Source organism: Schaalia sp., assembly GCF_050312375.1.
Classification (GTDB): domain Bacteria; phylum Actinomycetota; class Actinomycetes; order Actinomycetales; family Actinomycetaceae; genus Pauljensenia; species Pauljensenia hyovaginalis.
Map to the genome: position 1 here is coordinate 1 of NZ_JBNOYB010000083.1, position 13,112 is coordinate 13,112.

A 13,112-nucleotide genomic window follows, 5' to 3' on the forward strand; every position below is an offset into this window, starting at 1 on the left:
ACCTGTTCGGCGAGGATTGAGGATCAGATCAGCGGGTAACGCACGATCGTCGCCTCGCGGCCGGCGCCCACGCCGACCGACTGGATGCGGCAGCGCGAGAGCTCTTCGAGGCGCGCGATGTAGGCCTGCGCGGCGGCGGGGAGCTCGTCGAAGCTCCTGCACTCGGAGATGTCCTCGGTCCAGCCGGGCAGCTCCTCGTAGACGGGGACGGCTCGCTCGAAGCCGCCCTGGTCGAGGGGCATCTCCTCGGTGCGCACGCCGTCGACCTCGTAGGCGGTGCACACGGGGATGGTCTCGTAGCCGGTGAGGACGTCGAGCTTCGTGAGGCAGATGTCGGTGAGGCCGTTGATGCGCGTCGCGTAGCGCATGACGACGGCGTCGAACCATCCGGTGCGGCGCGGGCGGCCCGTGGTGACGCCGAACTCCCCGCCTTTTTGGCGCAGGGCTTCACCGACCTCGTCGTCGAGTTCGGTCGGGAAGGGGCCCTCGCCCACGCGCGTCGTGTAGGCCTTGGCGACGCCGACGACCCGGTCGATGCGGGTCGGGCCGACGCCGGTTCCCGTGAGGGCGCCGCCCGCCGTCGGGTTCGAGGAGGTGACGAAGGGGTAGGTGCCGTGGTCGATGTCGAGCATGGTCGCCTGGCCGCCCTCGAAGAGGACGGTGTCGCCGCGGTCGAGCGCGTCGTTGACGACGAGCGACACGTCGCACACCATGGGGCGCACCCGATCGGCGTAGGACAGGAGCTCCTCGGTGACGACCGTCGGGTCGAGGGTCTCCATGCCGACGGCGGCGAAGATCTCGTTCTTGGGGGCGAGCGCCGCCTCGACCTTGAGGGAGAGGGCCTCCGGGTCGAAGAGGTCCTGGATGCGCAGGCCGATGCGGTTCATCTTGTCGGCGTAGGTCGGGCCGATCCCGCGGCCGGTGGTGCCGATCTGGTTCTTCCCCCGCGCCCGCTCGTTCGCCTGGTCCATGAGGCGGTTGTACGAGGGGATGATGTGCGCGTTGGAGGAGATGAGGAGGCGCGAGCAGTCGACGCCGCGCGAGGTCATCTCATTGAGCTCGGCGAAGAGGACCTCGAGGTCCACGACCACGCCGTTGCCGATGATCGGGGCGACGCCCTCGGAGAGGATGCCCGCGGGCAGGAGGTGAAGGGCGTACTTCTCGCCGTCGATGACGACGGTGTGTCCGGCGTTGTTCCCGCCGTTGAACTTCACGACGTAGTCGGTGTTCTGACCGAGCTGGTCGGTCGCCTTGCCCTTGCCTTCGTCGCCCCACTGGGCGCCGAGCACGATGACGGCTGGCATGAGTTTCTCCCGCGAATCGGTGTCCGTGCGACGGTGGCCGCACCTTCGCCCAGTCTACTGAGTTCGCAGGCCTGCCCGCTCGGGCCGTTCGGCTCCGATTCGCCCGCCACTCGACTTCCACTCCCCCTTCACCGAGATCATCACTTTTATCCACCGAAAGCATCACCTTCGTCCATCGAAAGCATTACCGCCGCGACTCCCCGCGACGGGCTTCGCCCTCCGCAGCACGTAAGGGAACACTCTCGACGAAGAAAAGTGATGACTTCGACGAAGAAAGGTGATGACCTCGACACAGAAAGGTGATGACCTCGGCGGAGAAGAGGGGACGACGGGGGGAGATCAGGCGTCCTCGTCGGGGTGCCTCTCCGATTCCGATGCGCCTGGTGCCCCGCCCTCGGCGATCGGGGTCTTGCGGGGCCTGCCGCGCCCGCGCATCGGGGCGGCCTTCGGATCGCGCCCGGATTCCTTGAGGGCGCGCCGCAGGATCATCTCGATCTGGGCGTTGACGGAGCGCAGGTCATCGGCCGCCCACGAGGCGAGCGCCTCATGGACGGCCGGGTCGAGCCTGAGCAGCAGCTGCTTGCGCTCGCGCTTGCCGCCCGCCACGCTTCGGATCCTCCTCCCGATCGGGGCCGCTCAGTAGAGCGAACCCGCGTTGACGATCGGCTGGGCGTTCGTGTCGGAGCAGAGGACGACGAGCAGGTTGGAGACCATCTGGGCCTTGCGCTCGTCATCGAGGGAGACGATCTCGTCCTGCTCGAGGCGCTCGAGAGCCTGGCGGACCATGGAGACCGCGCCCTCGACGATCTGCTCGCGGGCGGAGATCACGGCGCCCGCCTGCTGACGCTGGAGCATCGCCTGAGCGATTTCGGGGGCGTAGGCGAGGGAGGAGATGCGGACCTCCACGATCTCGAGACCGGCGAGGGCGACGCGGGCCGCGACCTCGGCCGCGAGCTCGGCCGAGACGATGTCGGTGCCGCCGCGCAGGGAGGTCTCGCCCGGACCGGGCTCATCGTAGGGGTGAGTCGTCGCGACGTGGCGGAGCGCGGATTCGGCCTGGGCCTTGATGAATTCCTCGTACTCCTCGACGGCGAAGACGGCCCGGGCGGTGTCGGCGACCTGCCAGACGACGATCGCGGCGATGTTGACGGGGTTGCCGTCGGAATCGTTCACCTTGAGCTCATGCGTCTCGAAGTTGTGGACCTTGACGGACACCTTCTTCCCGTTCGACAGCGGGGGGACGAGGACCAGCCCCGTACGCCTCACCGTGCCGATGTACTTGCCGAAGAACTGGCGGACCGAAGTCTGGCCGGGCGAGACGACCGTGAGCGAGGTGAACAGGATGAGGACGAGGAGGAACAGGATCGAGGCCACGATGATCCGGAGGATCCCGCCGTCCTCATTGGCGTCGGCCATGATCGCGCCCGAGATGAAGAAGTAGATGGAGAAGACGAACCCGGCCACAAGGATGAGGAAGGCCGGGAACGCGGCGGCGGCCCCGAGGGAACTCGCGGGCCTCTCCGCGATTTCAACGCGGGCGGCGCTTCGCGTCGAATCGTCTGCGAACTCGGAGCAGGAAGTGGGGGTTGTGGGCGCAGTCATCGCTTTCTCCTCTGCCATCTCCGCCCGCCGCGCCTTCACGCGGCTTCGAGGGCGAAGCCATATCAATATGATATCTATTTTTTATGGCGGCGCAAGGCCCCTCTCATCGGCCTCGCCCCCGGCACCCGACTCTCGGCGCAATCAATCGCATCACGCGAGAGCGCCCGACATCACTGCGGGAGTCGCCCTTCAGCAGCCGCCATCGTCGCCGGCAAACCGATCATGATGCGCGCATCGTCCTCACTCGCCCCGTTGCGCCGCCGATAACGGGCGCAGGCGCCATCGGCCTCGCCGCTCCACAGCATCGCGACTTCGTCGCCATCGACCGGAGGAAGCCCCCGACTGATGAGCTCTCGATATCCGCGATCCGCCTCTTCAGCCTCGTCGAGGAGTCGTCGTCCCGAGGCGGTGACGATCATGAGCGCGGCCACGAAGGCGACAGCGTCGAGCCGCCGGCATCCCGCTCCGCCCTCAGACGGCCTTCGCGCCCTCGCCGATGCGCAGCACGACGAGCGGATCACCGGTGGGCTGATCCGAACCGCCCTCGGGCTCCTCGGTGATGAGGATCTCGATGCCCGGCTCGGGCATCACGTCGAGGAAGGAGAAGGTCGTCCCCTTCGCGGGCTCGTACATGCCGGCCTTCGTGACGACGCCCTTTTGACGGACCCACACCTGGAGACTGCGCCCCTTGGAGGCCCTGAGCTCCGCCGGAAGGGTCACCGCCGCCATATCCATCCCCTTCGACCAGGTGAGGGTGACGACATGCCCGTCAGGCATCGTATCCGTCACGCGATCGACGTCCTGGGCCTGATTGAGCTGAGCGTAATGACTGGTCGACTCCATGCCCTCCATCGTCGACCAGCGCCCCACGCCCACCCCCACGGCGAGGATCACGAAGGAAGCGGCCATCTGCGCGAACACGCGCACCAGTCGCCGCCGCGAAGAACGGGCAGATGCGAAGTCGACGACCTCGGCACCCGGAACGGCGGCGGCAGAGCCCCCGCCCCCCTCGGCGACGGCGTCGATCGCATCGCCGCGGGGCCCGACCTCTTCAGCGCTGCTCCCGACCGCTTCCCCGACGCCTCCGGCCGAAGACTCGCGCACCCGCCTCATCAACTCCTCACGGAGCGCCGGCGGCGGGGCGACGGGGCGCAGGGACGCGCCGAGGAGCGCCGCCTCCTCGGATTCCAGAGGATCGATCCCGTCGAAACGCTCAGATTCCCCGTTCATCGAGTCACTCCCATCTCGACTCTCAGCTTGTCGATGCCGTCGCGGATCCTGCTCTTCACCGTTCCCAGGGGGACGCGCATCCGCTCCGCGATCTGCGCGTGGGTCAGGCCCGTGAAATAGGCGAGCTTGATCGTGCTCGCATGCGGTTCACCTACTCGTTCCAGTGCGCGCCTCACCCGCTCCCCCTCCAATCGCTCTTCGATGGCGTCGAGCGTCGAATCGAAATCCGGGTAGTCGCCGTGGTGACGGGCCTCTCGATCACGAGCGGCCTGACTGGAGCGCACGCGATCGATCGCCCGCCGCCGCGCGAAGGTCACCAGCCACGCCCTCGCGCTCCCGCGTTCCGCCTCGTAGGAGGCCGCAGTCGTCCACACCTGCCAGAAGACGTCCTGGAGGACCTCCTCCGACTGCGCGCGGTCGACGACGATCTGCAGGACCAGGGCGAAGAGGCGGGATGCCCAGCGGTCGTAGAGCTCGGCGAAAGCGGACTCGTCCCCCTGCGCGACCCGCGCGAGGAGACGTCCGTCTTGGTCTGCTTCTTCCACGCATGACATGCTACGGGGCTCGCACGGATCCGCTCATCTGGACGACCCTCCTTCCGCGTCCTCATGTTGCTCCTTCCGTGTCACGGCTCCACCCGGATTCGCAGTTCTCACCCGAAGGTGAAGGAGTAGAGCTTGAGCCCGGGCGAGGCCTTCAATTTCAGCTCCCCCTGATGGGTTTCGGAGGAGGCGAAGAGTTCGATGCCGTTCGGGGTCCCCGAGATGCGCTTCGTCATCTTCTGGCCGTTCACCTCCCATTCGAGGTCCCCTTCGCCGGAGACGACGAGGTTCACCTGCTTCCCTTTGAAGGCCAGGGAGAGCCCGGCCTCGCCCTCGTCGGGGGCGATGAACTCGTCTTCGACCTTCCAGCGGCCGTCGAGGGCGAAGGTGTCGCGCGCTTGACTCTCGGGGAGGGAGTATTCGGCGATTCCGGTCTTGAGCCCACCGTCGACGAAACGGCTGGCGCGCGCGGCGCCGAGGTAGGTCTCGAGGCTCCGTTCCCCGGTCGCAGTCGGCTCGTCGGATGCGAAGACCGGTGCGGGAAGGACGAGGTCGGGGTTCGCTTCAGTGAGGAGTCTGCGCACCAGTTTCTCGGTCGTCGCCTCGCCGCCCTCGCCGTACTTGAGGGCGCGCAGCTCGCCCTTCGCGTCGGCGAGGTAGTGGGCGGGCCAGTAGTGGTTGTCGAAGTTCGTCCAGGTGACGAGGTCCGAGTCGACGGCGACGGGGTAGGTGATCCCCAGGGATTCGGCCCCCTTCTTCACATTGTCGACCTCCTTCTCGAAGGCGTACTCGGGAGAGTGCACGCCGATGACCTGCAGGCCGGCGTCCTTGTAGGTTTCGTAGAGCTTTTCGACTCCGGGGATGGAGCGCTGGCAGTTGATGCACGAGTAGGCCCAGAAGTCGACGAGGGTGACCTTGTCCTTCCGCTCGGTCTCGGTGAGGGGCTGGTCGCCGGGGGTGTTGAACCATGCGACGGCGCCCTCGATCTTCGGCAGCGGACCGCAGTTCGCGAGTTCGTCCGCCCCGTCGAGGCAGCTGGTGGACGAGGAGCCCTTGGGGGTGGAATCGCGCAGGTACTTGTCGGTGCCCGCCTGCAGGGATGAGGTCCAATCGGGCAGGGCGCGCTGGATCTTCGCGGGCAGGTCGGTGGCGAGACCGATGGCGAGGAGGATCATCGCGGCACCCGCGATGATGCGGATCAGTTTCTGGCGGCTGCGGAAGGCCGCGATCCTCTCGGTGAGGCCCCTGCCCGCGAGGGCGAAGGCGAGAAGGGGGATGCCCGTACCGATCGCGAAGGAGAGGGCCAGGGCGACGGTCTCGGGACCGATGCGGCCCGTGGTCCCCGCGACGGAGACGGCCGCGAGGACCGGCCCGGCGCAGGGAACGTACGCGGCGCCGAGGACGATGCCGAGCAGGAATCCGTTGTCGGGGCGCTTGCCCTGAGAGCGTCCGAAGCGGGTGAAGGGCTTCTCGAGGATCTCCATGAGGCGGGGGATCATCATCGCGATGCCGATGAGGACGAGGGCGACGATTCCGGCGATGCGGATGAAGTCCTGAGGGAGCCCGAGGAGAGTGAGGATCGTGGAGCCCAGCAGGGTGAAGAAGGTGAAGCTGAGGACGAGGCCTCCCACGACGAGGTAGGGGCGCCATTTGCTCGAGCGGGCGAGCGAGAGGCTCGTCGTCGATTGAGCCGGGGCGCTCCCCAGCGAGCCGAGGGGGCCGGCCGTCATCATGCCGGGGATCCGCGCGATCGAGGATTCGGACTCCCGGGAGCGCGCGCCCTGGGCGCCGCCCGACAGGAAGATCACGGGGAGCACGGGCAGGATGCACGGGGAGATGCCCGTGATGAAGCCTCCGATGAGGCCGATAAGAACGAGGGTGACCATGTATTTCCTCCTTGGACTGTCATCTCTCGTTCGCAGCCGAGGGCGCTTCGGATCGATTCCCTCCAGGATTCGAGCAGTGATCCATGTCACCGATCCGGAAGTCTTGCCACTCCGAACCACCCAATGAGCGGGTGCCACAGGGGCGCCCCGGAAACAGATTGGGACATGCATGAACCTGCGCAAGATCCTCGCCGCCTCCGCCCTCGTCGCCACTGCCGCCGTGGGCATCGCCGCCTGCAGCTCCACCGCGACCCCCGACAAGATGGGCAGTGGCGGCACGTCCATGACGGACAAGATGGGCGATAAGAACGCCATGTCCGACAAGGGCGCCATGTCCGACAAGGACAAGATGACCGACAAGGACAAGATGACCGATCAGGGCGCCATGTCCGACAAGGACAAGATGACCGACCACGACAAGATGGATGACGGCCAGTCGGGTCACATGCACAAGCACTGAGGCCCTCGGCCCCATCGAGGCGGATCCCGGGGTGCGACTGTGTCCGAGTCGCGCCCCGGGATCCGCTTCCGTTCACCGCCCTCTTTTGGGCGCGGGTGGGAAGGACCCGTCGGGAGTGCGAGACGGGCAGGGATGAGGGTCCCGATGCCCCTCATCACGAGCGCCGGGTCACGCCCTCGTCACCCGCGCCGGACCGTCCCCGTAGAGCACGCCCTCCTTCGCCTTGACCGCTGCGACGAGGACGAAACTCAAGGTGACGAGGAGTGCCCACGAGCCGAACTTGCCGACGTGGACCATCTGCCAGCCGGCCTCCTGATCCGGGTAGCGCCAGGCGTTGAGGAATGTCGCCGCGTTCTCGGCCACCCACAGGAAGAAGCCGATGAGGATGAATGCGAGCGCCGTCGGCATCCGGTAGCGGTCTCCCCCGACCGTGAATCGGACCTTCGAGCCGTGCAGGGCGATGAGGAGCGCCACCGCGATCGGCCAGCGCAGATCGACGATGTAGTGGTGGGTGAAGAAGTTCGCGTAGACCGCGAGGGCGAGGGCGCTCACCGGCCACCAGCGGAAACGGTCGACGTGCAGGTCGAAGCGCCGGAAGGCCTGGCAGATGTAGGAGCCGACCGAGGCGTACATGAAGCCCGAGAAGACCGGCACTCCCCCGAGGCGCACGACCCCGGCGTCGAGGTAGGCCCAGGAGCCCTGGTTCACCTTGAAGATCTCGAGGGCGAGGCCGAGGACGTGGAAGACGCAGATGACGCCGAGCTCCCTCCAGGTTTCGAGCTTGAAGGCGACGAAGGCGATCTGCACGATCACGACGTAGATGAGCAGCGCGTCGTAGCGGGCGATCGGCATCTCCCACCGACCCCACACGAAGGAGGAGGCGGCGAGGCCGAGGAAGACGGCCGCCGGGAACAGGCAGCACTGGATCTCCATCCACGCGAACTGGACGAGGCGCAGCGGGAGGAGTCTGAGATCGCTCAGCGGACGACGTTCGGGCATGGGTTAAGGGAAGCACGGATTGAAGCAGAGCTCATGGAAAAGCGTCTGCCATCTCACGCGCCTCCGGGTGCAAGACCCCGGAAGTCATTGCAGAAGGGCTTCACAGCCGCCACCAGCATGCGTTATCATTGCCAATGACTGATTCTCAGTAAGTTCCGACCAGTTAGCGGAACTGAATGCTCCGCCGGGTCGCTCGCAAGAGCGGCCCGGTTTTTGCACCAAAGGCCACCGCGGTGAGTCATGATTACTCCATGCAGATCAACGCAGATACGGCAACTTCGCTTCGCTATCGAATCGGCATCGACGTCGGCACTCACTCGACGGGCTTCTGCGCGGTTCAAGTCAACGAGCATGACGCCCCTGTCGCTTTGCTCAATTCCATGGTCTTCATGCACGACTCCGGCATCGACCCGGATCAGGCGAAATATGCCAAGACACGGAAAGCGACATCCGGTGTCGCACGGAGAACACGGCGTTTGTACAGATCGCGTCGAACCCGCCTCGCACAGCTCGACGAAGAGCTCAAGCGCCTCGGCTACCCGATCGTTGATCTGGAGACCCTCGACGATCCGCGCGCTCCCTGGCACATCCGGGCCCGGCTCACGAATGAGTTCATCCTCGACGAGGATGAGCGCCGGCGTTCGGTTTCAATTGCGCTGCGACATATCGCTCGGCACCGCGGATGGCGGAATCCCTACTCCAAGGTCGAGTCGCTCCTCATCCCCGCCGAGCCATCTCAATTCCTTCGAGGTCTCGGCGAAAGGGTCAGCGACAAGCTCGACATTCTTGTAGATCCCGAAGCAACGCCCGGCGAGGTCCTGTCCGCCCTCTTCACCAGTTTCCCGACGGCGAAGATCCGAGGCCCCGAGGGCATTCTTCAAGGCAAGCTCTTCCAGTCCGACAACGCACAGGAAATCCGCCTTATCGCTTCAACCCAGCGAATCGAAGACGATGAGCGCGACCACCTGATTCGCTGCGTCTTCCAGGCGAAGTCGCCACGCGGGAGCGCACAAGGCCTTCGGGGGAAGGACGCGCTTCCGGGTCAAACGCAGCATGTTCGTGCAGAGAAGGCACATCCCGCTTTCCAGCTCTTCCGCATCGTTGCGGTTCTCACTAACCTTCGCATCCGAGAGGGGAAGGCCGAGCGCCGCCTCTCGACTGATGAGCTCCAGGGCTTGGTCGATTTCCTCCTCATTGCAGGAGAGGGCGATGCTCCGTCATGGGAGGAGCTCGCCGACAATCTCGGAATCGAACGCTCTGAGCTGCGCGGTACGGCGAAGCCGGGCCCTGATGGCACACCCGCGTTGTCCGCACCTCCTCTTGATGCAACTCATCGAGCGATCATCGGATCAGCGATCCCCTGGCTCGTCGACTGGTGGATCTCGGCCTCGGCAGAGGAACGGGGAAAGATGATCGACGCCCTGTCCAACAGCGGCGGATCCGAGGACATCCCCGACGTCGATGACGAAATCGCCGAGGTCCTGGAACAGGCATCAGAGGGCGATCAGGAATTGCTCGACAAGCTTGCGCTTCCCTCGGGCCGTGCAGCTTATTCTCTCGATTCCCTCCAGCGTCTCACCGAATGCATGCTCACAACCGGGATGGATCTCCACGAAGCGCGCAAGGCGGTCTTCGGCGTCGATGACTCCTGGCAGCCGCCCGCCGATCCAATCGGAATGCCTGTCGGTAATCCCGCAGTGGACCGCGTGACAAAGCAACTTGCACGCTGGTTGGGAGCCGCCGAGCGCCGATGGGGTACGCCTGAGTCGATCAATATCGAGCACATTCGGGATGCGCTTGGGAGCGAGCGCGCAGTTCGCGAAGCGATGCGCGATAACGAGGCGCGATTCAAGCGCAATCAGAAGATGTTTTCCGAGATGCATGATCGTCTGGGACTCTCGGGCCGCCCGCGGCGTAGCGATCTCATTCGGTACCAGGCGCTCCAGCGCCAGAACGGCGAATGTCTGTACTGCGGCACCCCGATCGATTTCACGACTGCCGAGATGGACCATATCGTGCCGCGATCGGGGGCGGCAGGTTCAACGAATACGCGCAATAATCTCGCTGCAGTCTGTAGACCGTGCAATCATGCCAAAGGGAATTTGCCATTCGCCGTGTGGGCTGAGTCGAACACATCGAGGGGTGCGACTCTTGCAGATGCATCCCGTCGAGTCCGGCACTTCCTCCGTGACGAGGGAGTCTCCCCCAAAGACTTCAAACGATTCCAAAAGGACGTCATCAGTCGCCTCAAATCGAAGTCCCTCGATGAGGAGTTCGATGGACGATCGATGGAATCGGTCGCCTGGATGGCGAGCGAGCTTCGCATGCGCATTGACCAGCATTTCAACCGTGGGGGCCGGACTGTCGACGTCAATGTCTACCGCGGCGCCCTGACAGCAGAAGCGCGTAAGGCGAGCGGGTTCGAAGGACGGGTCAACCTCATCGGAGGCGGAGGCAAAACCCGATTCGATCGTCGTCATCACGCGATGGATGCTCTGACCATCGCAATGATGAATCGTTCGGTTGCGATGACACTAGCTGTTCGCCAGAACCTCCGGAATTCCCAGCAAATCACGGGAGAAACGGAAACATGGAAGACCTTCACCGGCGTGACCGATGAAGCTCGCAAGCAGTGGGAGCGTTGGAACGACGCCATGCGTACCGCATCGGACCTGTTCAACCTGGCGCTCACAAACAATGCGATTCCGATCGTTGAGAACACCCGTCTTCGTCAAGGCAGCGGCGCCATGCACGAGGCGAAGATCCAGAAACTCATCAAGGTGCCGCTCAGCAGCGCCCTGTCTGCGGGGCTGATCGATCGCGCATCCACCCCGGCTCTTTGGACAGCCCTGACCCGATGCCCCGGTTACGACGAGAAGGACGGCTTGCCATCTGATCCCCATCGGTCGATCGTTGTCAATGGGCATCACATTCGCGGAGAAGAGCTGATTTCTTTCTTCAATACGGGCTCTGCCTGCATCGTTGTTCGTGGCGGATATGCAGAGCTCGGAGCATCGATTCATCATGCTCGCATCTACAGGATCGACGGCAAGAATCCGGTCTACGCGATGGTCCGCGTCTATCAGGTGGATCTCGTTCGCCACAGGAATGAAGACCTCTTCTCCTGCGAAATACCTCAGTCCTCCATTTCGCTGCGGACCGCGGAGAAAAAGATCCGCCAGGCACTCCGAAATGGAACAGCGACTCAAATCGGCTGGCTGGTTGAAGGTGATGAGCTCATGCTCGACCCCAACGCCTACACCAAGGGCGCCATTGGCGAGCTCCTCACAGAGTATCCGAGCTGCACGAACTGGCGGGTCGCGGGATTCCCTGCTCCTGCAATGCTCCGCTTGCGTCCGCATCTCCTCTCTTCTGAAGGACTCCCTGCCAATTCCTCCGCTGGAGTCGTCGAAATTGTTACGAAACAAGGTTGGCGTCCGGCGGTAAATATTCTTCTGAAACCTGGGACGGTTCAGGTCATTCGCCGGACTGCTCTCGGGGTGCCCCGCACGAGTGGCGAATCAGGTCTCCCCTTCTCAGGTCCGTTGAGGTAGCTCTCTCAATGGCATCCAAGTGGCGAATTCTGGACTTCTCCTCGTTTGAAGGATCCCTGTCTTCCATTCGAGGTGGGATCAGCGTGACGCCGCAAGAGGGTTGCCCGACCGACGTTCCGATCGCTGATGTCGCGGTCGTCGTCATCGGCACTCATGTATCGCTGAGTACCGCCGTTCTCCACCGATTGTGCAGCGCTGACATCGCAGTGCTCTTCTGCGATTGGAGGGGCGTACCAGAAGGGGCGGCTTACTCTTGGTCGGACCACGGTCGCGTTGGAGCACGGCACCGTGCTCAAGCAGAACTCAGCGCTCCCAGAAGGAAGAACGCTTGGGGTCGAATCGTCCGAGCTAAAATCCTCGGCCAATCCGCTGTCCTCAAGTCTCACGGCATCCCTGGGGCAGGCGAACTCCATGCGCTTGCCGATCAGGTCCGTTCGGGAGATCCCACCAATGTCGAGGCTCGAGCAGCTCGCCTGTATTGGAGCCGGTACTTCGACGGGAGAAACGGACGATCTCCGTCTTCCGGTGAGTTACTCGGCCAGAATCCTTGTCTTGACTACGGTTACACAGTCCTGCGTGGATTCGTCATCAGGGGCATCCTCGGAGCTGGCTTGTCCGGGCCGCTTGGCCTGTTCCACCACGGCAGGAGCAACATGTTCGCACTCGCCGATGACCTCATAGAACCATTTCGGCCATGCATCGACGATGCAGTTTTGGAGCTCTCCCCTGACGCCTCGCCATCCGATTCCGAGGTGAAGAGGCGGCTCGTCGCTGCGGCAACGCAGCCGTTTGACGAAAGCGGGGTCCGAATCCCGGCAACACTCGAGGCATTCGCCCAGCAGTTCGGTCGCTATGTCGAAGGCGATCTTCAGCGCCTCGTTCCTCCGGTGTGGTCCGGTCCCATTCGCTCTGAGTGACTTTCATGCCCAACGATCCGATGTGGTGCCTTGTGATGTTCGACCTCCCGGTGGAGACGAAAGCGCAGCGACGCGATGCGAATCGTTTTCGCCACAGTCTGTTGGACTGGGGCTTCTCGATGGTCCAGTTCTCGGTCTATGTCAAGTATTGGCCGACCGGCGGCCAGGATGCAGCCACCATCGGTGCGATCAAGCGGCACCTTCCGCCCGGCGGGCAAGTCCGCGTCATCGCTGTTTCCGATCGTCAATGGGCGACCGGTCTCAGATTCGACAACGCAACCCCTCAGAAGACGGATCCGAGACCTGAGCAGCTCACGATCTTCTGACGTCCGATCGCCGGCGATCGTTGCAATTCCAAGGAAAACCGCCCCCTCTGATGATATCAAAGGGGAACGGTGACTGATTCCCAGCTCATCGTGGGGCGGTGGGAGTCAAATCCGATGATATCAAAGGGGAACGGTGACTGATTCCCAGCTTCACATCCATCACCATCACCACCTCTCGATGATATCAAAGGGGAACGGTGACTGATTCCCAGCGTCAGGAGTCGGACCCGCTGGCGAATTTGATGATATCAAAGGGGAACGGTGACTGATTCCCAGCGACCCAGCCAAGACA

12 protein-coding genes are annotated in these 13,112 nt (G+C 64.0%); 4 read left to right on the top strand and 8 right to left on the bottom strand.

Annotated elements, in window-relative coordinates; translation table 11 throughout:
• Window positions 1-23 precede the first annotated feature (23 nt).
• From ACQY7V_RS06430 to ACQY7V_RS06460, 7 genes are all read right to left on the bottom strand, one after another.
• Window positions 24-1,304, bottom strand: coding sequence for an adenylosuccinate synthase (locus tag ACQY7V_RS06430; protein WP_303772914.1), 1,281 nt, complete (start codon window positions 1,302-1,304; stop codon window positions 24-26).
• A 339-nt stretch (window positions 1,305-1,643) separates the two neighbouring features.
• A complete protein-coding gene (locus ACQY7V_RS06435; protein ID WP_303843560.1) occupies window positions 1,644-1,910 on the bottom strand; it encodes a hypothetical protein in 267 nt (88 codons plus the stop codon).
• 30 nt (window positions 1,911-1,940) lie between these two features.
• Window positions 1,941-2,906: an SPFH domain-containing protein gene (locus ACQY7V_RS06440; RefSeq protein WP_320836071.1), complete on the bottom strand. Its 966-nt coding sequence runs from the start codon at window positions 2,904-2,906 to the stop codon at window positions 1,941-1,943.
• A 170-nt stretch (window positions 2,907-3,076) separates the two neighbouring features.
• A complete protein-coding gene (locus ACQY7V_RS06445) occupies window positions 3,077-3,337 on the bottom strand; it encodes a hypothetical protein (RefSeq protein WP_428639437.1) in 261 nt (86 codons plus the stop codon).
• 40 nt (window positions 3,338-3,377) lie between these two features.
• Entirely contained in the window at window positions 3,378-4,136 is a 759-nt protein-coding gene (locus tag ACQY7V_RS06450) for an anti-sigma factor (RefSeq protein ID WP_235362255.1), read from the bottom strand.
• On the bottom strand, window positions 4,133-4,681 hold the full coding sequence (locus tag ACQY7V_RS06455; protein ID WP_428639439.1) for a sigma-70 family RNA polymerase sigma factor: 549 nt from the start codon (window positions 4,679-4,681) through the stop codon (window positions 4,133-4,135). The genes ACQY7V_RS06450 and ACQY7V_RS06455 overlap by 4 nt, the downstream gene beginning before the upstream one ends.
• Window positions 4,682-4,788: 107 nt before the next feature.
• Window positions 4,789-6,564 carry a cytochrome c biogenesis protein CcdA gene (locus ACQY7V_RS06460; RefSeq protein WP_428639441.1) on the bottom strand — a complete coding sequence of 592 codons (1,776 nt, stop codon included), beginning with the start codon at window positions 6,562-6,564 and terminating at the stop codon, window positions 4,789-4,791.
• 169 nt (window positions 6,565-6,733) lie between these two features.
• Between ACQY7V_RS06460 and ACQY7V_RS06465 the strand changes: the two genes are divergently transcribed.
• Window positions 6,734-7,024 carry a hypothetical protein gene (locus ACQY7V_RS06465; protein ID WP_428639443.1) on the top strand — a complete coding sequence of 97 codons (291 nt, stop codon included), beginning with the start codon at window positions 6,734-6,736 and terminating at the stop codon, window positions 7,022-7,024.
• A gap of 168 nt (window positions 7,025-7,192) precedes the next feature.
• Here the strand turns inward: ACQY7V_RS06465 and ACQY7V_RS06470 are convergent, their stop codons facing one another.
• Window positions 7,193-8,023, bottom strand: a complete 831-nt coding sequence (locus ACQY7V_RS06470; RefSeq protein ID WP_428639445.1) for a DUF817 domain-containing protein — start codon at window positions 8,021-8,023, stop codon at window positions 7,193-7,195.
• A 251-nt stretch (window positions 8,024-8,274) separates the two neighbouring features.
• On the opposite strand from ACQY7V_RS06470, the gene cas9 reads away from it, so the two are divergent.
• Genes cas9 through cas2 form a run of 3 tightly spaced genes read left to right on the top strand, consistent with a single transcriptional unit; the run spans window position 8,275 to window position 12,820 of the window.
• Window positions 8,275-11,577 (top strand): type II CRISPR RNA-guided endonuclease Cas9, encoded by a 3,303-nt coding sequence (gene cas9 / locus ACQY7V_RS06475; protein WP_428639447.1) that lies wholly within the window; start codon window positions 8,275-8,277, stop codon window positions 11,575-11,577.
• A gap of 8 nt (window positions 11,578-11,585) precedes the next feature.
• Window positions 11,586-12,494, top strand: a complete 909-nt coding sequence (gene cas1 / locus ACQY7V_RS06480) for a type II CRISPR-associated endonuclease Cas1 (protein ID WP_320785745.1) — start codon at window positions 11,586-11,588, stop codon at window positions 12,492-12,494.
• Window positions 12,495-12,499: 5 nt separating this feature from the next.
• Window positions 12,500-12,820, top strand: coding sequence for a CRISPR-associated endonuclease Cas2 (cas2, locus tag ACQY7V_RS06485; protein WP_303778532.1), 321 nt, complete (start codon window positions 12,500-12,502; stop codon window positions 12,818-12,820).
• Window positions 12,821-13,112: the final 292 nt, after the last annotated feature.